At 72.6% G+C, this 20,622-nt stretch carries 19 protein-coding genes and 1 pseudogene; 9 read left to right on the top strand and 11 right to left on the bottom strand.

What is annotated here, in order from left to right; genetic code table 11:
* Positions 1–4: 4 nt before the first annotated feature.
* Complete coding sequence (locus tag ABZO31_RS30160; protein ID WP_406864488.1) at positions 5–706, bottom strand: HAD family hydrolase; 702 nt, start codon at positions 704–706, stop codon at positions 5–7.
* 225 nt (positions 707–931) lie between these two features.
* Between ABZO31_RS30160 and ABZO31_RS30155 the strand changes: the two are divergent.
* Both ABZO31_RS30155 and ABZO31_RS30150 read left to right on the top strand, forming a co-directional pair.
* Positions 932–1,393: pseudogene (locus ABZO31_RS30155) on the top strand (SRPBCC family protein); the annotation flags it as partial.
* A 223-nt stretch (positions 1,394–1,616) separates the two neighbouring features.
* Positions 1,617–2,174 carry a DJ-1/PfpI/YhbO family deglycase/protease gene (locus ABZO31_RS30150; protein ID WP_406864487.1) on the top strand — a complete coding sequence of 186 codons (558 nt, stop codon included), beginning with the start codon at positions 1,617–1,619 and terminating at the stop codon, positions 2,172–2,174.
* 31 nt (positions 2,175–2,205) lie between these two features.
* On the opposite strand, the gene ABZO31_RS30145 is transcribed toward ABZO31_RS30150, so the two are convergent.
* Together ABZO31_RS30145 and ABZO31_RS30140 are read right to left on the bottom strand one after the other, a co-directional pair.
* A complete protein-coding gene (locus tag ABZO31_RS30145) occupies positions 2,206–3,162 on the bottom strand; it encodes an NmrA/HSCARG family protein (RefSeq protein ID WP_406864486.1) in 957 nt (318 codons plus the stop codon).
* A gap of 107 nt (positions 3,163–3,269) precedes the next feature.
* Positions 3,270–3,662: a DUF4345 domain-containing protein gene (locus ABZO31_RS30140; RefSeq protein WP_406865528.1), complete on the bottom strand. Its 393-nt coding sequence runs from the start codon at positions 3,660–3,662 to the stop codon at positions 3,270–3,272.
* A gap of 144 nt (positions 3,663–3,806) precedes the next feature.
* Between ABZO31_RS30140 and ABZO31_RS30135 the strand changes: the two genes are divergently transcribed.
* Both ABZO31_RS30135 and ABZO31_RS30130 read left to right on the top strand, forming a co-directional pair.
* Positions 3,807–4,451 carry a TetR/AcrR family transcriptional regulator gene (locus ABZO31_RS30135; protein ID WP_406864485.1) on the top strand — a complete coding sequence of 215 codons (645 nt, stop codon included), beginning with the start codon at positions 3,807–3,809 and terminating at the stop codon, positions 4,449–4,451.
* 10 nt (positions 4,452–4,461) lie between these two features.
* Positions 4,462–6,855 (top strand): ATP-binding cassette domain-containing protein, encoded by a 2,394-nt coding sequence (locus tag ABZO31_RS30130; RefSeq protein WP_406864484.1) that lies wholly within the window; start codon positions 4,462–4,464, stop codon positions 6,853–6,855.
* 13 nt (positions 6,856–6,868) lie between these two features.
* On the opposite strand, the gene ABZO31_RS30125 is transcribed toward ABZO31_RS30130, so the two are convergent.
* Genes ABZO31_RS30125 through ABZO31_RS30115 form a run of 3 tightly spaced genes read right to left on the bottom strand, consistent with a single transcriptional unit; the run spans position 6,869 to position 10,294 of the window.
* Positions 6,869–7,615: a succinate dehydrogenase/fumarate reductase iron-sulfur subunit gene (locus tag ABZO31_RS30125; protein ID WP_406864483.1), complete on the bottom strand. Its 747-nt coding sequence runs from the start codon at positions 7,613–7,615 to the stop codon at positions 6,869–6,871.
* Positions 7,612–9,558, bottom strand: a complete 1,947-nt coding sequence (locus tag ABZO31_RS30120) for a fumarate reductase/succinate dehydrogenase flavoprotein subunit (RefSeq protein ID WP_406864482.1) — start codon at positions 9,556–9,558, stop codon at positions 7,612–7,614. Before ABZO31_RS30120 ends, ABZO31_RS30125 begins: the two co-directional genes overlap by 4 nt.
* A gap of 1 nt (position 9,559) precedes the next feature.
* Positions 9,560–10,294, bottom strand: a complete 735-nt coding sequence (locus ABZO31_RS30115; RefSeq protein ID WP_406864481.1) for a succinate dehydrogenase — start codon at positions 10,292–10,294, stop codon at positions 9,560–9,562.
* Between the two features lie 72 nt (positions 10,295–10,366).
* On the opposite strand from ABZO31_RS30115, the gene ABZO31_RS30110 reads away from it, so the two are divergent.
* Positions 10,367–11,251 carry a LysR family transcriptional regulator gene (locus ABZO31_RS30110; protein WP_406864480.1) on the top strand — a complete coding sequence of 295 codons (885 nt, stop codon included), beginning with the start codon at positions 10,367–10,369 and terminating at the stop codon, positions 11,249–11,251.
* Positions 11,252–11,282: 31 nt separating this feature from the next.
* Here ABZO31_RS30110 and ABZO31_RS30105 read toward each other — a convergent pair whose 3' ends face one another.
* The 3 genes from ABZO31_RS30105 to ABZO31_RS30095 form a co-directional block, all read right to left on the bottom strand.
* Positions 11,283–13,538 (bottom strand): putative bifunctional diguanylate cyclase/phosphodiesterase, encoded by a 2,256-nt coding sequence (locus ABZO31_RS30105; RefSeq protein WP_406864479.1) that lies wholly within the window; start codon positions 13,536–13,538, stop codon positions 11,283–11,285.
* A complete protein-coding gene (locus ABZO31_RS30100; RefSeq protein WP_406864478.1) occupies positions 13,460–14,272 on the bottom strand; it encodes an SAM-dependent methyltransferase in 813 nt (270 codons plus the stop codon). The genes ABZO31_RS30105 and ABZO31_RS30100 overlap by 79 nt, the downstream gene beginning before the upstream one ends.
* Positions 14,273–14,481: 209 nt before the next feature.
* Entirely contained in the window at positions 14,482–15,447 is a 966-nt protein-coding gene (locus ABZO31_RS30095) for an SCO0930 family lipoprotein (RefSeq protein ID WP_406864477.1), read from the bottom strand.
* Between the two features lie 255 nt (positions 15,448–15,702).
* On the opposite strand from ABZO31_RS30095, the gene ABZO31_RS30090 reads away from it, so the two are divergent.
* From ABZO31_RS30090 to ABZO31_RS30080, 3 genes are all read left to right on the top strand, one after another.
* A complete protein-coding gene (locus ABZO31_RS30090; RefSeq protein ID WP_406864476.1) occupies positions 15,703–16,254 on the top strand; it encodes a hypothetical protein in 552 nt (183 codons plus the stop codon).
* A gap of 46 nt (positions 16,255–16,300) precedes the next feature.
* Positions 16,301–17,065 (top strand): hypothetical protein, encoded by a 765-nt coding sequence (locus ABZO31_RS30085; protein WP_406864474.1) that lies wholly within the window; start codon positions 16,301–16,303, stop codon positions 17,063–17,065.
* Positions 17,066–17,231: 166 nt separating this feature from the next.
* Positions 17,232–17,786 (top strand): hypothetical protein, encoded by a 555-nt coding sequence (locus ABZO31_RS30080; RefSeq protein WP_406864473.1) that lies wholly within the window; start codon positions 17,232–17,234, stop codon positions 17,784–17,786.
* Positions 17,787–17,888: 102 nt separating this feature from the next.
* On the opposite strand, the gene ABZO31_RS30075 is transcribed toward ABZO31_RS30080, so the two are convergent.
* Positions 17,889–18,404: a hypothetical protein gene (locus ABZO31_RS30075; RefSeq protein ID WP_406864472.1), complete on the bottom strand. Its 516-nt coding sequence runs from the start codon at positions 18,402–18,404 to the stop codon at positions 17,889–17,891.
* A gap of 360 nt (positions 18,405–18,764) precedes the next feature.
* On the opposite strand from ABZO31_RS30075, the gene ABZO31_RS30070 reads away from it, so the two are divergent.
* Positions 18,765–19,424: a class F sortase gene (locus ABZO31_RS30070; protein ID WP_406864471.1), complete on the top strand. Its 660-nt coding sequence runs from the start codon at positions 18,765–18,767 to the stop codon at positions 19,422–19,424.
* A 241-nt stretch (positions 19,425–19,665) separates the two neighbouring features.
* Here the strand turns inward: ABZO31_RS30070 and ABZO31_RS30065 are convergent, their stop codons facing one another.
* Complete coding sequence (locus ABZO31_RS30065; protein WP_406864470.1) at positions 19,666–20,535, bottom strand: polysaccharide deacetylase family protein; 870 nt, start codon at positions 20,533–20,535, stop codon at positions 19,666–19,668.
* Between the last annotated feature and the right edge of the window lie 87 nt (positions 20,536–20,622).

The following is a 20,622-nucleotide window of genomic DNA, read 5'->3' as shown; positions in this document are numbered from 1 at the left end:
TCCTTCACGAAGGCGGTCGCGACAGCGGGCTCGCGTCGATGTGCCGGAGCAGCGAGCCCACGTCGTCGTACACGGCGACCGCGCCCGCGGCCTCCAGCTCCCCCTGTGACACGCCGCCCGTCAGCAGGCCCACGCAGGGCACTCCGGCGCGGCCCGCCGCCTCGACGTCCCACACCGTGTCGCCGACGAACACCGCGGACGCCGGTTCGGCGTGGACGGCTCCGAGCGCGCGTTCCACGAGATCGGGGGCGGGTTTGGTGACGTCCACGTCAGCGCCCGACGTCGCCGCGGCGATCACGTCGTCCGCGTCCAGCCGTCGCCGTACCGCCGAGACGTCCGCCGCGCCGGCCGAACTGGCGAGCACCACCGTCCAGCCGCGCGCCGCCACGGCGCGCAGCAGGTCAGCGGCGCCGTCGAAGGGACGCAGGACCTCGTGCCACGTCGCGTAGAGGACGCCGTGCGCCGCCGCGACGGACTCGTCCTGCCGCTTGTCGCGGTCCGGTCCGAGGACCTCGTCCAGGAGGCGGTCGGCTCCCATGCCGATCGCCCCGTGGATGCGGGCCATGGGCACGTCGTGCCCGTGCTGTCGCAGGGCCTGCCACCAGGACGTCACATGAAGGTAGTTGGTGTCGACCAGGGTGCCGTCGAGGTCGAACAGGGCAGCAGCGCGGGAGTGTTCGCCGTCGTCGTGTCGTGTCGCCGTCATCGCGTCCGTCCTCCTCCGCGTCGGACGTCGGCGCACACCGGATCTCCGTCGTACGGCTCCTCGGCGGAACCGACGTCACCCGGCGACTGCCCGACTTCCGCACCCGCATACCCCGCATGCACCCGCACGGTCTGGGTACTCGCCTGCCACCAGGCCGCCCGCACGACCCGCACCATGGCCCTGCGCGCGGCGACGGCCGGAACCGGCTCGAGGGAGATGACGGAGATGGTGCACGACACGATCAAGGTGGACGCCCCGCTGCGTGAGGTCTACGACCAGTGGACCCAGTTCGAGGAGTTTCCCCGCTTCATGGCCGGCGTGGAGTCGGTGGAGCAGCTGGACGACATGCACTGTCACTGGACGACGAAGATCGCCGGAGTGACGCGGGAGTTCGACACGGAGATCGTCGACCAGCTTCCCGACGAACGGATCTCCTGGCGCACGGTCGGCGGCGACACGAAGCAGAAGGGCGTCGTCACGTTCCAGCGCCTGGACGACATGCACACACGGGTGACGCTGGCGATGGACGTCGAGCCCGAGGGAGTGACCGAGAAGACCGCCGCGGCTCTGGGCATGATCGACAGTCGGGTGGAGGGGGACCTGTACCGCTTCAAGCAGTACATCGAGGATCGCGGGGCGGCGACCGGCGGGTGGCGCGGACGGGTGCGCCCCTCGGATGCCGACGCCGCGAGCGGTTCCGCCGGCATGGACCACCCCGCAGGTCGCGCCGGCACTCCTCCCGGTGACGCGCCCATGGAACCCGGACCGAAGAACCTGCCCCCGAATCCCGTGTGAGACGGGGCCGGAAACGGCACATGAACCCCGTGGATGGGGGCATCGGCCAGTCAAGGAGCCTCGTGGCTGCGCACGCGCAGACACGTCGAGGAGCCTCCTGAAGGAGGACCGCATCGTGTCACTCGACGGAAAGCACGTGCTCGTACTCACGACGAACTACGGCACGGAGGAGCACGAGTTGAACCATCCGGTGGCCGTTCTGCGTGACGCCGGGGCCGCCGTGACGGTCGCCGCGCTGCGGGACGAGCCCGTACTGACCCTGCTCTCCGACCGGCGGCTGGGCTCGGCCTACGCGCCCGACACCACACTGGCGGAGGCGACGGCGGACGCGTACGACGCCGTGGTCGTCCCGGGCGGCACCGTGAACGCCGACCGGCTGCGCACCGACGCCGACGCGCAGCGCCTCGTCTCCGCGTTCGCCGGGGCGGGCAAGCCGGTGGCCGCGATCTGTCACGGCCCCTGGCTGCTGGTGGAGGCCGGGATCGTACGGGACCGGCAGCTCACCTCGTACCCCTCCCTGCGGTCCGACCTCGAGAACGCGGGCGGCAGCTGGCGCGACCGGGAGGTCGTCGTCGACGACTCCGGCCGGCACCCGCTGATCACGTCCCGCAGACCGGACGACCTGGAGGCCTTCTCGGCCGCGATCGTCCGCGTGTTGAGCGAGGACACCTGACCGAGGACGCCGGGCGGGCGCCTGGGGCCCCTCAGCTCCAGGCGCTGCGCAGTTCGTCCCGGTGCACGGTGGTCCAGTGCTCGAAGTCCTGCAGCTCCGGGACGAGTCCGCGCACGGCGGCGAGGTCGCGGGCGGCGACGAAGCGATGCTCGCAGTCGGCGTAGTACTGGAACATGTTCCCCGCCTCCTGGGCCGCCGGACGCCCCGACGCGCGGTACGCGTCGGGGGTCAGCGGTCGGTAGCGCACCGGCAGACCGACGCGCTCCGTGAGGACCGCCGCCATGTCGGCGACCGTGAGATGGCCTCCGGCGACGCTGATCGTCGCGGCGATGAAGTCGGTTCCGCGGCGGAACACGGCCAGGGCGACCCTGCCGATGTCGTCCGCCGCGATCCCGCACAGCCGCTTCTCCCCCATCGGGTACCGCAGCCACAGCTCGCCGTCCTCGCCCCGCACCGGGGAGTGCCCGCCGAGCAGATTGCCCCAGTAGAACGTGGTGCGCAGGAAGGTCGTCGGTACGCCCTCGTCGCCGAAGCACCGGTCCGCCTCCGCCTTGCCGTCGAAGTGCGGCACCTTGTAACGGCCCTGGAGGGTCGGCATCCGCGGGTCGTCGAGCGGGATGCAGTCGCGGGTGTCCTCCAGCGTGGACCAGATCGCGTGTTGCACCGCCGCGTGCGCGGCGGCCTCGGCCAGGGCGCGGGCCTGAGCCTTCTCGCGCTCGGCGGACATGTGCTCCCAGAAGTTCGTGACGAGGTACGCGCCGTAGGTGTGTGCGAAGGCGGCCTTCAGGCTGGGCGGGTCGTCCATGTCCGCCCGGACGATCTCGGCCCCGTGGCGCTCCAGCTCCCGCGCCGGCCCGGACTCCGGATGCCGGGTGATCGCGCGTACGGCGAACTCCGACTCCGGGTCCGCCAGGATCGCGCGGGCGAGTCCGCCGCCCTGCCGTCCGGTCGCGCCGAACACCGCGATGATCTTCTTGGTCTCGGTCATGGCCCACTCGCCGCCTCGTACAGCTCTGCCACCTGCCCCGCGACTACCCCGGTCCCGCCCGGTCAGTCCCCCGGGGCCTACGGGCCCCGCGGGCCCAGGCCGGCTCCTCACCCGGCCTCGGCGGCCGTCCCCCGGGTCGTCCCACCGCGGGCCGTCGCCGCGCGCTCGTCGGCCGACGCCAGCCAGAAGTACACCGGCGGCAGACCGAGCTCGAGCGCGGTCAGCGGGACCTGCCACCAGTGCGGCATGCCGTGCACCGCCATCGAGAGCAGCCGGCCCACCCCGCCGAGCAGGAACACGGCGGTGAGGCCGCGCACCAGCCCGGCGGGGATCGGCGACTGCCGGGCGGCCCAGATCCAGGCGAGGCCGAACCCGAGGAAGATCGCGTTGTAGAACCGCTCCCGGCTGTCGACGGTGGCGCCCGCCGACTCCTCGCCCGGCACGGACGCGATCCCGAGCAGCACGTGGAAGAGCCCGATGGCCACACACGCGTACCCCATCAGCAGAGCCAGCCCCTTGAGCCAACCGGCCTTCGTCACGATGCACCGCCCCCTTCGGCGTGGGTGACACGCACCTTGGTGGACACGTGTCCAGTAAGCGTCAGCCAAGTGCACTGGTAGACACATGTCAAGTAAGCTGACGAGGTGACACCGACCCCGCGCCGGAGACTCGCCCCCGGCGACCGCCGCCGCCAACTCCTCGACATCGGGGCGCAGTTGTTCGCGGAGCTGCCGTACGACGAGGTCCGCATGGACCAGGTCGCGGCACGCGCCGGAGTGTCCCGCGCGCTGCTGTACCGGTACTTCCCGAACAAGCGGGACCTGTTCACGGCCGTCTACCGACAGGCGACCGACCGGCTCGTCGAAACCGTCCGGCTCGATCCGGCGGCCGGTCTCGAACAGCAGCTGCGGGACGGGCTCGACGCCCACTTCGACTACTTCACGGCCAACCGTCACGCCGTGCTCGCCGCCAACCGGGTCCTCGCCTCCGACCCCACGATCCAGGCGATGATGGCCGACGAGCTGAACGTGATGTGCGAGCGCCTCCTCGACGGCGGCACCCTCGGGGACGCCCCCAGGGAGGCGGTCGGCGCCGTCGTGATGAGCTGGCTCGTCTTCGTCCGCGTGCTGTGCGTGGAGTGGCTGCAGCAACCGTCCTTCAGCCGCGAGGAGTTGCGCGAGATGTGCATCGGCTCGCTGCTCGGCGCACTGCGCCCCCTGGCCGGTGAACGCGACGGGACGGGACGATCCACGGTGTCGCCCCGGGGCCCGGGCGATCTTCACGCCTAGACTCGGACAGATGCACGGCACCACCCCCCAGGGCCCCCTTCCCGGCCGCACTCCCCCGCCCGGCGCGTCCGCGCACGACCCGTTCGTGCGGGTGCGCGGCGCCCGGGAGCACAATCTGCGCGACGTCGACGTGGACCTGCCGCGTGACGCGCTCACCGTCTTCACGGGCGTCTCCGGCTCCGGCAAGTCCTCCCTCGCCTTCGGCACCGTCTACGCCGAGGCGCAGCGCCGGTACTTCGAGTCGGTGGCGCCGTACGCGCGCCGGCTGATCCACCAGGTGGGCGCGCCGAAGGTCGGGGAGATCACCGGGCTGCCGCCGGCCGTCTCTCTGGAGCAGCGGCGTTCCGCGCCGAACGCCCGCTCGTCGGTCGGTACGGTCACCACGCTCTCGAACTCGCTGCGGATGCTGTACTCGCGGGCCGGCGCGTACCCGCCGGGCGCGGCGCGGCTCGACTCGGACGCGTTCTCCCCGAACACCGCCGCCGGCGCCTGCCCCGAGTGCCACGGACTGGGCCGGGTGCACACCACGAGCGAGGAACTGCTCGTCCCGGACCCCTCGCTGTCGATCCGGGAGGGCGCGATCGCGGCCTGGCCGGGGGCCTGGCAGGGCAAGAACCTGCGGGACGTCCTCGACGCGCTCGGGTACGACGTCGACCGGCCGTGGCGGGAGCTGGACGCGAAGGACCGCGCGTGGATCCTGTTCACCGACGAGCAGCCGGTCGTCACGGTGCATCCCGTGCGGGAGGCCGATCGCATCCAACGCCCCTACCAGGGCACGTACATGAGCGCCCGCCGGTACGTGACGCACACCTTCGCCGATTCGAAGAGCGCCACGCTGCGGGCGAAGGCCGAGCGGTTCCTGACGAGCGCGCCCTGCGCGGTGTGCGGGGGCCGGCGGCTGCGGCCGGAGGCGCTGGCGGTGACGTTCGCGGGGCGGACGATCGCGGAGCTGGCGGGGCTGCCGCTGACGACGCTCGCGGAGGTGCTGGCCCACCCCGCGCAGGACGAGACGGCGCGGGTGCTGACGGCGGACCTGGCCGCCCGGATCGGGACGGTGACGGAGCTGGGCCTGGGCTATCTGAGCCTGGACCGCGCCACGCCGACGCTCTCCGACGGCGAGCTGCAGCGGCTGCGGCTGGCCACGCAGCTGCGCTCCGGGCTCTTCGGCGTGGTGTACGTGCTCGACGAGCCGTCGGCCGGACTGCACCCGGCGGACACCGAGGCGCTGCTCGTGGTCCTGGACCGGCTGAAGGCGGCCGGGAACACGGTGTTCGTGGTGGAGCACCATCTGGACGTGGTGCGGCACGCGGACTGGCTGGTGGACGTGGGCCCGAAGGCCGGGGTGCACGGCGGCCGGGTCCTGCACAGCGGCCCGCCGCAGGCGCTGGCCGGCGTCCCCGAATCGGCGACCCGTCGCTTCCTGTTCGACCGGGCGCCGCTCCCGGAGCGGCCGGTGCGGACGCCCGTCGGCTGGCTGCGTACCGGGCCCCTCACCCGGCACAACCTGGTCGACCTCGACGCGGCCTTCCCGCTCGGTGTGCTCACGGCGGTGACCGGCGTCTCCGGATCGGGCAAGTCCACCCTGGTCGGTGCGCTCACCGATGAACTGGCGGGCGTGGAGCGGGTGGTGACGGTCGATCAACGACCCATCGGCCGAACGCCGCGCTCCAACCCGGCCACCTACACGGGCCTGTTCGACGTGGTGCGCAAGCTGTTCGCGGCCACGGACGCGGCCCGGGAGCGCGGCTACAAGGCGGGGCGCTTCTCGTTCAACGTGACCGGTGGCCGCTGCGAGACCTGCCAGGGCGAGGGATTCGTCTCGGTGGAGCTGCTGTTCCTGCCGAGCACGTACACGCCCTGCCCGGACTGTCACGGCGCGCGGTACAACGCCGAGACCCTGGAGGTCCGGCTGCACGGGCTGACGGTGGCCGAAGTCCTCGATCTCACCGTGGAGTCGGCGGCGGAGTTCTTCGCGGACACCCCGGCGGCGGCCCGGACCCTGCGCACCCTGCTCGATGTCGGCCTCGGTTATCTCCGCCTCGGCCAGCCCGCCACCGAGCTCTCCGGCGGCGAGGCCCAGCGCATCAAACTGGCCGCCGAACTCCAGGCCGTCCGCCGCACCCCCACCCTGTACGTCCTCGACGAACCGACCACCGGATTGCACCCGGCGGACGTCGAGGTGCTGATGACCCAGCTGAACGCCCTGGTGGACACCGGCCACACGGTCGTCGTCGTGGAGCACGACATGGACGTGGTCGCCGCCGCCGACTGGGTCGTCGACCTCGGCCCCGGCGGCGGCGCGGCGGGAGGCCGCATCGTGGCCGAGGGCCCGCCGGCAGCGGTCGCCGCCGTACCGGGGCGGAGCACCACCGCCCCGTATCTGGCACGGGCCCTCGGAGTCTGAGTACGCCGCCGTGTCAGCGGCGCGCCTTGCGGTTGGCCCGCAGCCACTCGCGGTTCATGGCGGCGATGGACGGCAGCGGGATGCCCTTGGGGCAGGCCGTGGCGCATTCGCCGGTCAGGGTGCAGCCGCCGAAGCCCTCGTCGTCCATCTGGGCCACCATGTCGAGGACCCGGGTCTCGCGCTCCGGGGCGCCCTGCGGGAGCACGTTGAGGTGGTTGACCTTGGCCGAGGTGAACAGCATCGCGGAGCCGTTCGGGCAGGCCGCCACGCAGGCGCCGCAGCCGATGCACTCGGCGTGCTCGAAGGCGGAGTCGGCGTCGGCCTTGGGAACCGGGGTGGCGTGGGCCTCGGGAGCCGAGCCGGTCGGGGCGCTGATGTAGCCGCCGGCCTGGATGATCCGGTCGAAGGCGGAGCGGTCGACGACCAGGTCCTTGACGACCGGGAAGGCGGCCGCGCGCCAGGGCTCGACGTCGATGGTGTCGCCGTCGCGGAAGGACCGCATGTGGAGCTGGCAGGTGGTGGTCCGCTCCGGGCCGTGGGCGTCGCCGTTGATGACGAGGCTGCACGCGCCGCAGATGCCCTCGCGGCAGTCGTGGTCGAAGGCGACGGGGTCCTCGCCCTTGAGGATGAGCTCCTCGTTGAGGGTGTCGAGCATCTCCAGGAAGGACATGTCCGGGGAGATCCCGTCCACCTCGTACGTGGACATCGCGCCGTCGGCGTCGGCGTTCCGCTGCCGCCAGACGCGCAGGTTGAGCTTCATGCGTAGCTCCGCTGGGTGGGGTGGACGTACTCGAAGGTCAGGTCTTCCTTGTGGAGGACGGGGGCGGCGTCGCCCCCGCCGAACTCCCAGGCCGCGGCGTACGCGAACTCCTCGTCGCGGCGGGCGGCCTCGCCGTCCGGGGTCTGGGACTCCTCGCGGAAGTGGCCGCCGCAGGACTCGGCGCGGTGCAGCGCGTCGAGGCACATCAGCTCGGCGAGCTCCAGGTAGTCCACGACGCGGTTGGCCTTCTCCAGCGACTGGTTGAACTCCTCGCCCGTGCCGGGGACCTTGATCCGCCGCCAGAACTCCTCGCGGATCTGCGGGATCCGGGCGAGCGCCTTGCGCAGGCCCTCCTCGGTGCGGGCCATGCCGCAGTACTCCCACATGAGTTCGCCGAGTTCGCGGTGGAAGGAGTCGGGGGTGCGGTCGCCGTCGACGACGAGCAGCAGCCGGAGCCGGTCCTCGGTCTCGGCCAGCACCTCCCGTACGGCGGGGTCGTCGTCGGTGAGCGGCTCGGTCCTCGGGGCGCGGGCCAGGTAGTCGTTGATCGTCGACGGGAGGACGAAGTAGCCGTCCGCCAGGCCCTGCATCAGTGCGGACGCGCCGAGCCGGTTGGCGCCGTGGTCGGAGAAGTTGGCCTCGCCGATCGCGAACAGGCCGGGCACGGTGGTCTGCAGGTCGTAGTCGACCCAGAGTCCGCCCATCGTGTAGTGGACGGCCGGGTAGATCCGCATCGGAGTCTCGTACGGGTTCTCCGCGGTGATCCGCGCGTACATGTCGAAGAGGTTGCCGTACTTCTCCTCGACCTTGTCGCGGCCCATCCGGCGGATCGCGTCGGCGAAGTCGAGGTAGACCCCCTGGCCTCCGGGGCCGACGCCGCGGCCCTCGTCGCAGACGTTCTTCGCGGCGCGGGAGGCGATGTCGCGGGGCACGAGGTTGCCGAAGGAGGGGTAGATGCGCTCCAGGTAGTAGTCGCGCTCGTCCTCGGGGATCTCGTTCGCGGGCCGCGTGTCACCCTGCGCCTTCGGTACCCAGATGCGACCGTCGTTGCGCAGCGACTCGCTCATCAGCGTCAGCTTGGACTGATGGTCGCCGGTGCGCGGGATGCAGGTGGGGTGGATCTGGGTGAAGCAGGGGTTGGCGAAGTACGCGCCGCGGCGGTGCGCCCGCCACACGGCGGTGGCGTTGGAGTTCATCGCGTTCGTCGACAGGTAGAAGACGTTGCCGTAGCCGCCGCTGGCGAGGACGACGGCGTCCGCGTAGTAGGTGTCGATCTCGCCCGTGACGAGGTCCCGGGCGACGATGCCGCGGGCCCGGCCGTCGACGACGATCAGGTCGAGCATCTCGGTGCGCGGGTGCAGTTCGACGTTGCCGGCGGCGACCTGCCGGGACAGCGCCTGGTACGCGCCGAGCAGCAGCTGCTGGCCCGTCTGGCCGCGGGCGTAGAAGGTGCGGGAGACCTGGACGCCGCCGAAGGAGCGGGTGTCGAGCAGGCCGCCGTACTCGCGGGCGAAGGGGACGCCCTGGGCGACGCACTGGTCGATGATCTCGACGGAGATCTGGGCGAGCCGGTGCACGTTGGACTCGCGGGCCCGGAAGTCGCCGCCCTTGACGGTGTCGTAGAAGAGCCGGTGGACGGAGTCGCCGTCGTTGCGGTAGTTCTTCGCGGCGTTGATGCCGCCCTGCGCGGCGATGGAGTGGGCCCGGCGCGGGGAGTCCTGGTAGCAGAACTGGACGACGTGGTACCCCTGTTCGGCGAGGGTGGCGCCGGCGGAGCCGCCGGCGAGGCCGGTGCCGACGACGATCACGGTGTGCTTGCGCCGGTTGGCGGGGTTGACCAGCCTCGCCTGGAAGCGGCGGGTGTCCCAGCGTTCGGCGATGGGCCCGTCGGGGGCCGCGGTGTCGGCGAGCGGTGCGCCGGTCGTGTAGTCGAGGAAGCTCATGTCAGCTCACTGCTCCGGTCATCACGGCGATCGGTACGGAGACGAAGCCCGCGGTCAGCACGAGGGCGAGGCCGTTGGCGAGGACCTTCAGGAGCCGCTCGCGGCGGGCGTTGCCGACGCCGAGGGTCTGCGCGGCGCTCCAGAAGCCGTGCCGGACGTGCAGGCCGACGGCCAGCATCGCGACGAGGTAGATCACGTTGCCGTACCAGGTGGAGAAGGTGTCGACGACGTTCTGGTAGGGCTTGCCGTCCTCGAAGCCGCCGGGGTGGACGGTGCCGGTGGTCAGGTCGAGGATGTGCCAGACGATGAACAGGCCGAGGATGATCCCGCCCCAGCGCATGGTGCGGGTGGCGTACGAGGCGCGCTTGCGGCGGTGCACGTAGCCGGTCGGGCGGGCCTTGATGTCGCGGCGGCTGAGCTGGTACGCGGAGACGGCGTGGGCGGCCACGGCGGCGAGCAGCACGATCCGGACCAGCCACAGGGCCCAGGAGTGGTGCAGGACGGGTGCGCCCATCACGCGCAGCCAGTGGCCGTAGGCGTTGAACTCCTCGGGGCCGAAGAAGATCTTCAGATTGCCCATGACGTGGGCGACGAGGTAGCCCAGCATGATCAGGCCGCTGACGGCCATGACGGTCTTCTTGCCGAGGGTCGACGCCCAGAAGCCGCCGGACGGGCGTGGAGATCGCGGTGATCCTTGGGTGGACGGCCGTCGGTCCGTCCTGGTTGCCAGAGCCATGGCAACGACGCTAGGGCGGGCACCCCCGAGAGGTCCAAGACATGGTCCCGCTGATCTCGATAGGCTGATCCTATGCAGCTGCAGCAGCTCCAGTACTTCGTGGCCGTCGCGGAGACCCGGCACTTCACCCGCGCCGCCGAGCGCGTGCACGTCTCCCAGCCCTCGCTCTCGCAGCAGATCAAGGCGCTGGAGAAGGAGCTGGGGGCGGAGCTGTTCAGCCGGGCGCGCGGGAACATCGCGCTGACCGACGCCGGCGAGGCGCTGCTGCCACTGGCCCGGCGGATCCTCGCCGACACCGACACCGCGCGGCACGAGGTGCAGGAGCTGGTGCAGCTGCGGCGCGGCCGGGTCCGGCTCGGGGCGACGCCGAGCCTGTGCACGGGCCTGCTGCCGGAGGTGCTGCGGGCCTTCCACGACCGCCACCCGGGAATCCGCCTGCTCATCGAGGAGGGCGGCTCGCACGACCTCGTGCGGCAGCTGGCGCGCGGCGCGCTGGACCTGGCGCTGGTGGTGCTGCCGCTGCCGACGGCGTCACCGGCGCTGACGACGGTCGAGCTGTTCCGGGAGGACCTGGTGGCGGTGTCGGCGCAGGGGCCGGCCGCCGCGGGCCCGGTCCGCATCGCGGACCTGCGCGACCGCCCGCTCGTGATGTTCCGGCACGGCTACGACCTGCGGGAACTGACCGTGGCGGCCTGCCGGGCGGAGGGCTTCGAGCCGTCGTACACGGTGGAGGGCGGCGAGATGGACGCGGTGCTCGGCTTCGTGCGGGCCGGGCTCGGCACGGCCGTGGTCCCGCGCATGGTCGCCGACGCGGCGGACCTTCTGGTCACGCCGCTGGCACCGCCCGGCCTGCGCCGCACCATCGCCCTGGCGCACCGCTCGGACGTGGCCCCGCCACGGGCGGCGCGGGAGCTCCAGCGGATGCTCCTGGCCACGCGCGGCGCCCGCGGCGACTGAGGAGGGGCGCCCGGTGCGGCGGGCGCCTCCGTCAGACCGCGTCCGCCAGGGACAGCGCGTGCAGGCGTTCCGGCGGGCCGGGGCGGGCGTAGTACCAGCCCTGGGCGGTGTCGCAGCCGAGTTCGCGCAGCTGCTCCGCCTGCGCGCCCGTCTCCACGCCCTCGACCGTGACCGCCAGTTCCAGGCTGTGGGCCAGCGCGACTATGCCCTCGACGATCTTCACGTCGACCGGGTCCGCCGGCTGCTGCTGCATGCTGCGGGTGAACGAGCGGTCCAGTTTGAGGACGCTCACCGGCAGCCGGCGCAGGTTCGCCAGGTTCGAGTACCCCGTGCCGAAGTCGTCGAGCGCGATGTCCACGCCCATCTCGGCGAGCTGCCGCAGCGGCTTGAGCAGGTCCTCGTCCGCGCCGATCAGCGCCGACTCGGTGAGCTCCAGGCAGAGCGCGCCCGGCTCCAGGCCGGAGCGCTCCAGGACCTCGACGGTGTCGGCGACCAGCCGCGGGTGGTGCAGCTGGGTCGGCGACAGGTTGACGTTGATCCGCAGCGGGCCGCCGGCCGCGCTGTAAGGCGTCTGGGTCTGCCAGAACCGGGCCTGGCGGACGGCCTCTTGTAGCACCCAGCGCCCCAACGGCACGATGAGCCCGGTGTGTTCGGCGAGCGGGATGAACCGGTCGGGGCCGAGCACCCCGTGCTGCGGATGGCACCAGCGCACCAGCGCCTCCGCGCCGTGCACGCTGCCGTCGCCGAGGTGCACGAGAGGCTGGTACTCGATGAAGAACTCGCCGCGCTCCAGCGCGGCGGGCAGCGCGGTGGTCAGCCCGTGCCGGGTGATCGCCCGGGCGTCCGCCTCGGCGTCGGCGAACTCGAACCGGCTGCCGCCCGCCGACTTGGCCCGGTACATCGTGATGTCGGCGCTGCGCAGCACCTCCGCCGGGGTGCGCTCCCCCGCCGGGCCCTCGACGATGCCGATGCTGCCGCGGACGGTCAGTTCGCGGCCCTCGATCCGGATGGGCGCGGCGAGCTGGTGCAGGATGCGGTGGGCGAGTTCGGTGACGCCCTCCGCGGTACCCGGCCCGGTGGTGAGCGCGACGAACTCGTCGCCGCCCAGCCGGGCCACCATCTCGCCCGGCGCGGCCACACAGCTCTGCAGCCGGTCGGCGACCTCCACCAGGAGCCGGTCGCCGGCCGAGTGGCCGAGGCTGTCGTTGATGGCCTTGAAGCCGTCGAGGTCGAGGTAGCACAGGCCGAAGCGGGCGCCGTCCTGCGGGGCGAGCGCCTTCTCGAGCCGCTCGAAGAACAGCGTCCGGTTGGGCAGTCCGGTGAGCGCGTCGTGCGTGGCCTCGTACCGCAGCCGGAGGTTGAGCAGCCGGCGCTCGGTGGTGTCTTCCAGGAGCGCGAGCTGGTACTGCGGCCGGCCCTCGGCGTCGCGGAGCAGCGACACCGTCAGATTGGTCCACAGGACGGTGCCGTCGGTGCGGTAGTACGGCTTCTCCACGCGGTAGTGGTCGCGCTCGCCGCGCACCAGCTCGCCGTAGAGCTTCCACACGTGCGGGGCGTCCTCGGGGTGGCCCCAGTCCTGGACGTTGCGGCTGCGGACGGTGTTCTCCAGGCCGCCGAACATCCGGGTGAGGGTCTCGTTGACCTCCAGGACGTTGCCGTCGAGGTCGGCGATGCCGATGCCGACGGCGGCCCCGTCGAACACGGCCCGGAACCGGGTCTCGGTGGCGTGCAGGGCGATCTCGGCGGCGCTGCGGGCGGAGAGCGCCGAGTGTGCGATGGCCTCCTGCTCGCTCAGGGTGCGCTGGCGCAGCGCCTGGGCGAAGCCGGCGGCCATGGCGTGCTGGAGGCGGGCGCAGCGGGCGCGGGCCTCCTCGGACATCTGGCCGCCGTCCGCGCCGCAGTAGAGCACCAGGTACGAGTCGACGACGCCGAGGCTGCGCTGGAGCGCCTCGGGGTCGGTGCAGTGCGCGGCGACGAGTCCGGCGCCGGCGCGGTGCGCGGCTGCGGAGGCGGCCGGGTCGTGGGCGGGCGCGCGCAGCGCGTCGCGGAGTTCGCGGGCGAGCGGAAGCAGATACTCCGCGACTTCGGCGCGGGTCAACGACGTGGCGGTCACCGGGAAGACCGCTCTGCTCCAGATCGTCGTGAACCGTCGGAGTCTGTCCTCCGGGTCGTCCGGCTCCGCACCGGCGCCGGAGGTGGGCGGCACCCTCACGCCTTGCGCCCCACCCCTGCGAAGCCGGAGAAGGCGAAGGGATCCTCCTGGTCCAGGGGACCTTCGGAACGCCATCTCGGCATGGACACCAGGCCGGGCTCGACGAGCTCCCAGCCGGCGAAGAAGGCGGCGATCTCCTCGCGACTGCGCATCACCAGCGGGTTGCGGGTGTCGCGGTAGACGCCGACGGTGCCGGACGCCTGCTCCTGGGGCACGGGAATGCCCTCGTACGAGGCGTGGGTGACGATCAGGAGGCTGCCGGGGGCGAGCGCGGCGGTCAGCTCGAAGACGGCGGCGTAAGGGTCGTCCTGGTCCTCCAGGAAGTGCAGGACGGCGACCAGGAGCAGCGCCACCGGCCGGTCCAGGTCGAGCAGTTCGGTGACCTCGGGGCTGCCGAGGATCTCGCGCGGCTTGCGCAGGTCGGCGGCGACGACGGCGGTCCGCTCGTCGCCGTCGAGGACGGAGCGGCTGTGCGCGACGGCGACCGGGTCGTGGTCGACGTAGACCACGCGGGCCTCGTCGCTGGCCTGCTGGGCGACCTCGTGGACGTTGCCGAACGTCGGTATGCCGGAGCCGATGTCGAGGAACTGGGTGACGCCCTCGCCGGCCGCGTACCGCACCGCGCGGCGCATGAACGCCCGGTTCGCCTGCATGATCTTGGGGAGTCCCGGCAGGAACTCCATGGCCTTTCGGGCCGCTTCGCGATCGACCTCGAAATTGTGCGAGCCGCCCAGATAGAAGTCGTACATTCGGGACACGCTCGGCACCGAAATGTCGATGCCGGGCGGAGCCCAGGCGGGACGCTCCATCGATGTCTCCAACAAGTCGCCTCGGGTTACGGCCAGATGTTCGTGACCGTTGTTCGAGCCGAGGCTACTGATCGGCCGCCCGGAGAGCGAGTGGAAACGGAAATTACCGGTCCGTTCTTGGTCACACACCAATGGCATGTGCGACCGGCCCGCCTTCGCGCGTGGGGTGCGAAGGCGGGCCGGCGGGTCGGAAACGCGGCGCGGGGGACCTACTTGGGCGCTCCGACCAGCTTTCCGGTGGGCGAGACGGCGTACCAAGTACCGCCCACCCCCTGGCCGTTGGTGTCGCCGGGCTTGTCGTCGCCGGCGAAGGTGTACAGCGGCCAGCAGTCGATGGTCTGCTGCTTGATGCCGTCCGGGCGGGCGAAGGTGACGTTCCCCTTCTTGGAGATGCCTTCGGTGTCGTTCTTGTCGACCGGTGCGACGACCGGCCACTTCTCCAGGCACGCGCCGGTGCAGGCGGTCTTCATCGGCCAGGCGGAATCCTTCTTGAACCGGTAGACGGTCATTCCGCGGGAATCCACCACGATCTCGCCGAGCTTGGGGTCCTTGCGCACGGAGAGACCGGGAAGGTCCGCTCCGGATTCCTGGCCGGAATCCTCCCCTCCGCCTTCTTCGCCGCCGGGGGCGGCCTTCTTGCCGTCGGGTGCGGAGGCGAACCAGGTGCCGCCCACGCCCTGTCCGTTGACGTCGCCGGGCTGGGTGTCCTTGGCGTAGCGGTACATCGGCCAGCCGCCGACGGTCAGCTGCTTGGTGCCGTCGGCGCGGGTCACCTCGCCGACCAGCGAGGCGTCGACGCCCGCCGGGGCCTTGGCGCCGGCCGGGGTCACCACCGGCCACGCCTTGGCGCACTCGCCCTCGCAGGTGGCCCTGGGCGGGGTCGCCGAGTCCTTGTCGAAGCGGTAGAGCGTGAAGCCCTGGGCGTCGGTGAGCACCTTGCCCACCTTCAGGTCCTCCTTCACGGCGAGCTGGCCCGCCGGCTTGCTCTGGGCACCAGCCGCGCCGCCGCCGTACGCGTCGCCGTAACCGGCCTCACCCGGCGCGGCGGCCGGGTTGGCCGCTCCGGCGGGCGCTCCCCCGAGACCCTGCTCGCCCTGCTCCTGACCGCACGCCGTGGTGAGCGTGAGCAGGGCCGCGGCGGTCGCGGCGAGCGAGATCTTCCGCCAGTTCTTCATGTCAACTCCCGTGCAGATAAGGCCAGTTGTTCGGCGAGCCCCGTGAGTGCCGCTTCTGGTCCTAAGTACGCGGCGCACCGCGCGGTGTACTCAACGCAGCGCGAAAAAACTCCCGGAGGCCGTTCCCGGGCCCGTCCCGGCCCGCACCGGCCCGCACTGCGGACCGTCAGCAGGGCGATGCAAGATCCGCTCCATCCGGGGAATCCGGGGCCGTTCGCCGCGTGGCGGCGACGTTCCGTGATCATGCTCGTCGGCGTGTTACTCCCTCTCTCCCGCGCCGCCCGGCCGCTGGCCGGGGCGGCGCTGCTGTGGCTGCTCGCCGTGCCGGTCCCCGCCGCGGCCGACGCCTGCGCCTGGGCGACGGTCGGACCCGGCGGCACGCACGCGACCGCCTCCGCCGGACCGGGCGCGTGCGCGACCCCGACGCCCACGCCGACCCCGACGCCCACACCGACCCCCACGCCCGCACCGCCGCCCCCTCCCGAGCCGCCCGCACCCCCGCCGCCGCCTCCGCCCCCACCGCCGAAGCCCCCGGTACGGCAGGACCCGCCGCCTCCGCCGGCGCCCCGGACCACGCCGCCCGCCGAGCCCGTCCCGCGTACCCCGGCCGCCGAACCGCCGCCGCCCGCCCCCTCGCCTCCCCCGGCCAGGCCCGCGCCGCCGCGGACGACGCCCGTGGCCCTGCCCGTCTACCGCAACACGGCGCGCCCGAAGCCCGAGAGCGGCGGCTCGGTGGTCTCCACCACGCTCGTGATCATCGCGCCCGCGATGCTCGCCGCCGCGATCCTGCGCCCGCGCTCGCGCTGACCACGCGACGCGCCCCTCCGCTCTTCCTGCTCAGCTAAGGACTCCCATGTCGGAATGGCTTGTTCTCACCCTCGCGATGGCCGCGGCCTGCGCCGTCGTCCTGACCATCGTGGTCATCAACAACCGCCGGATCGGCGAGGACGACGATCCGAGCGAGACCCCGGACGTCATCGAGTACATGTCGATGATGATCGGCGTGGTCTACGCGATCGTGCTCGGCCTGGCCATCGCCGGCGTCTGGGAGGCGCGCGGCGCTGCCCAGGAGACGGTGCGTCAGGAGGCCCAGGCGCTGCACGAGATCTCCGCGCGGGTGGAGGTCTGGCCGGTGGAGGTGCGCGAGCGGATCCGCGCCGACGTCGACACCTACGTCGCGTACGTGGTCGACGAGGAGTTCCCGTACATGAGCGAGCATGGCGAGCTCGGCGACCGCGGCGCCGAGCTGCTCGCCAAGGTGCGCCGCTCGGTGAGCGACTACCGGCCGGCCACGGACCACGAGGGGCAGGCCTACCAGCCGCTCGTCGACCTCGTCGGGGCGGCGGACGACGCCCGCAACGCCCGCGGCGAGAGCGCCGGGGAGACGATGCCGGGGGTGGTGTGGTTCGGGCTGATCACCGGGGCGCTGGTGGCGGTGGGCCTGATCTTCACGCTGCAGATCCGCCGGACCGGCCGGGAACTGCTGCTGGCCGGCTTCTACAGCGCCCTGATCGCCTTCCTGCTCTTCCTGATCTGGGACTTCGACGCGCCGTTCGGACGCGGCCTGTCCGCCACGACAGGCCCGTTCACCAGCCTCTTTCCGCAGGTGACGGGGTGACGACGGCGCTCTGAACGGGCCGCTCGGGTGACCTCCGTGACCCATTCGCCACGCTGGGATCGCGGCCGTGACAGAGCGCTCCTAGCGTGGCGGTCATCGGGGCGCACGACCTGCCTCATGTGGAAATCCGTTCCGCAGGTGCGCCTCGGGACCCGGAGGATTCACCATGCGCGCGATACGTGCCGCGTCCACCGCACTGCTGGGGGCGGCCGCCCTCGCCCTGACCGCTCCGGCCGCCGTGGCGGCGGACGGCGCCCCCGCTCCGAACACCGGCCAGCGCCGGGTGGCGAAGGCCCCCGGCGATTTCGTCATCTCCCCGTCGACCGTCGCGCCGGGCGGGCGGATCACGCTCCGCGCGCCCGGCTGCGCCAGTACGGCGACGGCCTCGTCGGGCATCTTCGACACGGTGACCATCCCCCCGGGTTCCTCGGCCACGGCCACCGTCGACTGGGACGCCAGGCGGGGCGCGGTGTACACCGTGGCCTTCAACTGCACCGGCGGCATCACCGACACCGTCGACCTGACCATCCAGGGCGCCACCACGGCCCCGACGACCAGTTCGACGATCCTGACGCCGCCGCGCGGTGTGCGGGGCGGTCTGGGCGGCTCGGTGGACGGCACGGACGCCGTCGCGCTCGCGGTCGGCGGCGGTCTGGTCCTCGCGGCCGCGGCGGGCGTCGTGTTCGTGGTGCGCCGCCGCACCGCGGGCCGGCAGCACTGACCCGTGCGGCCGGCGGCACCGGCTCCCACGCCGGTCGCCCCCGGGTCCTGGCCAGGACCCGGGGGCGACCGGCGTATTCGGCCGACCGGGAGGTTCGGCCGGTCAGACCTTTCCGCTGCTCAGGTGGCGGCGGCGGAGGATGAACAGACCGCCGCCGAGCGCGGCCGCGGCGACCAGCGAGCCGCCGACGGCCATCTCGGTGGAGCTCGGGGAGAGCGAGCCGCCGAGGCCGCCCATCGCGCCGCGGGCCTCGAGGACCGTGAACTGGCGGGTGGCGACGTTGGGGTTGTCGTGGCACCGGACCGCGAGGTTGTAGTTGCCGGGCGTGGCGTGGTTGAAGACGCGGGCGATCGCGGTGGAGATGCCGTTCTGGTTCACCGACAGGTTGGTCTGCGGGAAGGCGTTCGAGGTCACCGTGCCGCCGCGGGTGCAGCCCTTGACGGTGATGGTGATGGTCGAGCCCTGGTGGACGGCCGACGGGCTGATGGTGACGTCCCGGGGGCCGCCCCCGTTCCCGCCCTGTCCGCCGCTGTTGCCGTCGGCGGCGGCGAGCGGGGCGGCGAGCGCGACCGCCGCGAACGCGGTGGCGGTCACCGCCAGAGTGCGTACAGCACGCATGGTTGAACCTCCATCGGAAGACGCTCCGAAGCGGTGCTCCAGGAAATTCGACGAGTACGCCTCCCATGACGAACCCTCACAACTCCGGGCGCCCGTCGCATTTCGGCACTGCGCCACCCCGGTGAGGCGACACGCCGGGGCACACGGCCCCGAATCTGACGGATCCGCAGGTCACGACCCATCAGAACGCTGATATGACGATGACTCGGATGGTGGATCACTCCGTTCACCCGCCCGTCCGAACCCGCTCCCCCTCCGCCCGCCGCCCGGAGGACCCCCGCACCACCCGTTCGCCCCGCTCGGATCGCCGGCCGCCCGTGGCGGACTTAACGTTCCCCACGACGCCGCGAAGGGAGAACCATGGGCCCCAAGGACTTCAGCACCGGCGAGAAGAGACGCCTCCAGCCGTGGGGCGTGCTCACCCTCGTGATGCTGTCCGGCCTGGCGATGATGCGGAACGGGGTGGACGTCGAACTGGGGCCGCCCCAGCCCGCCGCGGCGGCCGCGCCGGACACCCGCCCGATCGGTGTGGCCCCCGAGACGCCCTCGGGGCTGCGCCCGCTGCCGTTCGCCCCCGCGTCCCGGGTGCGGATCCCGTCCATCGACGTGAAGGCCCCGGTGATGGACGTGGGCCTGGACCCGTCCGGCTGGATCGAGGCGCCGCCGCCGCAGGACGCCAACATGGCCGGCTGGTACCAGAACGGCATCTCGCCGGGCCAGCGGGGCACGGCGGTGATCGTCGGCCATGTCGACAACGACGCGGGGCCGGCGGTCTTCTACAACCTCGGCTCGATGGAGAAGGGCCGGCGGATCGAGGTGGAGCGGTACGACGGGCGGATCGCGGTCTTCGAGGTGTACGGCGTGGAGGTGTACTCCAAGGACGACTTCCCCGGCGTCCGGGTCTACGGCGACACCGGCGCCCCCGAACTGCGGGTGATCACCTGCGGCGGCGGCTACACCAAGGCGAACGGCTACGCGGGCAACGTGGTGGTCTTCGCACGCATGGTCCAGACCCGCTGAACGGACGCGGGCCCGCCGGCGCACTCCCGCGCCGGCGGGCCGCGTCGCCCTGTTGGCCTCGTCAGCCCCTGTCGGGACACCTCGCCGACAGCACCGCTCTCCGGACGGCCCCCACGCCCCTGATCGCCCTGCCCGCCCCGAGCCGGCTCCTCTTCCGCGCACTGCCCGAACCCACCACCGCGCGGACGGGCCGGCGGACCGCCGGCCCTCGACCGCGGGCTCTCCAAGGCCCGGACGGGTCCTAGCGCCGGGGCACGATCATGCGGTAGCCCTCGTCGAGGAGTTCGGGGAGGTACCGCTTGAGCGCGGCGACGCTCTGCGAGCGGTTCCCGCCCGCGTCGTGCGAGAGCACCACGGCGCCCGGGGCCGCGCCGTCGAGGACGCGGTCCACGATGGTGCCGGTGCCGGGTTCCTTCCAGTCGAGGGTGTCGACGGTCCAGGCGAGCGGCTCCATGCCCAGTTCGGCCCCGATCTCGAAGGAGTGCCGGTTCCAGGCGCCGAAGGGCGCGCGGTACCAGAGCGGGGCCGCGCCGAGGGTCTGCTCGACGACCTCGCTGGTGCTGCCGAGCTCGTCGCGGATCCGGGAGGGCTTGAGCTTCGGGATGAGCGGGTGCGACCAGGAGTGGTTGCCCACCACGTGCCCGTCGTCGGCCATCTCGCGCAGCAGGTCCTTGTTCTCCACGGCCATCTCGCCGCAGACGAAGAACATCGCCCGGCAGTCGTACTTCCGCAGGGTGCGCAGGATCTCCGGGGTGTAGCGGGGGTGGGGCCCGTCGTCGAAGGTCAGCACCATCGAGCGGCCGACGCCGGACATGCGCAGGAAGGGCCGCCGGCGGACCGGCGGCAGGGCCTTGCGGTAGGCCGGCGGCGCGGCCGCGGTCATCGGCTGGAGCCGGTACGTGCTCGGCTTCAGCCGGGCGGCCGCGGGAGCCCCGCCGACGGGCCCGCCGGGCCCGGGCGCCGGGCTGGGCGGGCTCCCGGCGGCGGGGGCGGACCGTTCGGGCGCGCCGAGCCGGTCCGCCGCGAAGACTCCGACGGTGGCGGTGGCCCCGAGCGCGGCGAGGATGCGCAGCACCGATCGCCGCCCCGTGGGCATCTGATCCTTTTTCATGACCAATGGCTCGCACGGCCGTCGCCCCGACGGCCCCCGCAACACCGGCCGCGGCCCCGAATCCACCCGCCCGGGGCGGGGACAGGG

Origin of the sequence: Streptomyces solicamelliae (assembly GCF_045348655.1) — a bacterium.
Classification (GTDB): Bacteria; Actinomycetota; Actinomycetes; order Streptomycetales; family Streptomycetaceae; genus Streptomyces; species Streptomyces solicamelliae.
The sequence above is the reverse complement of the archived record's forward strand: the minus strand, read 5'-3'. Positions and strand labels throughout refer to the sequence as shown.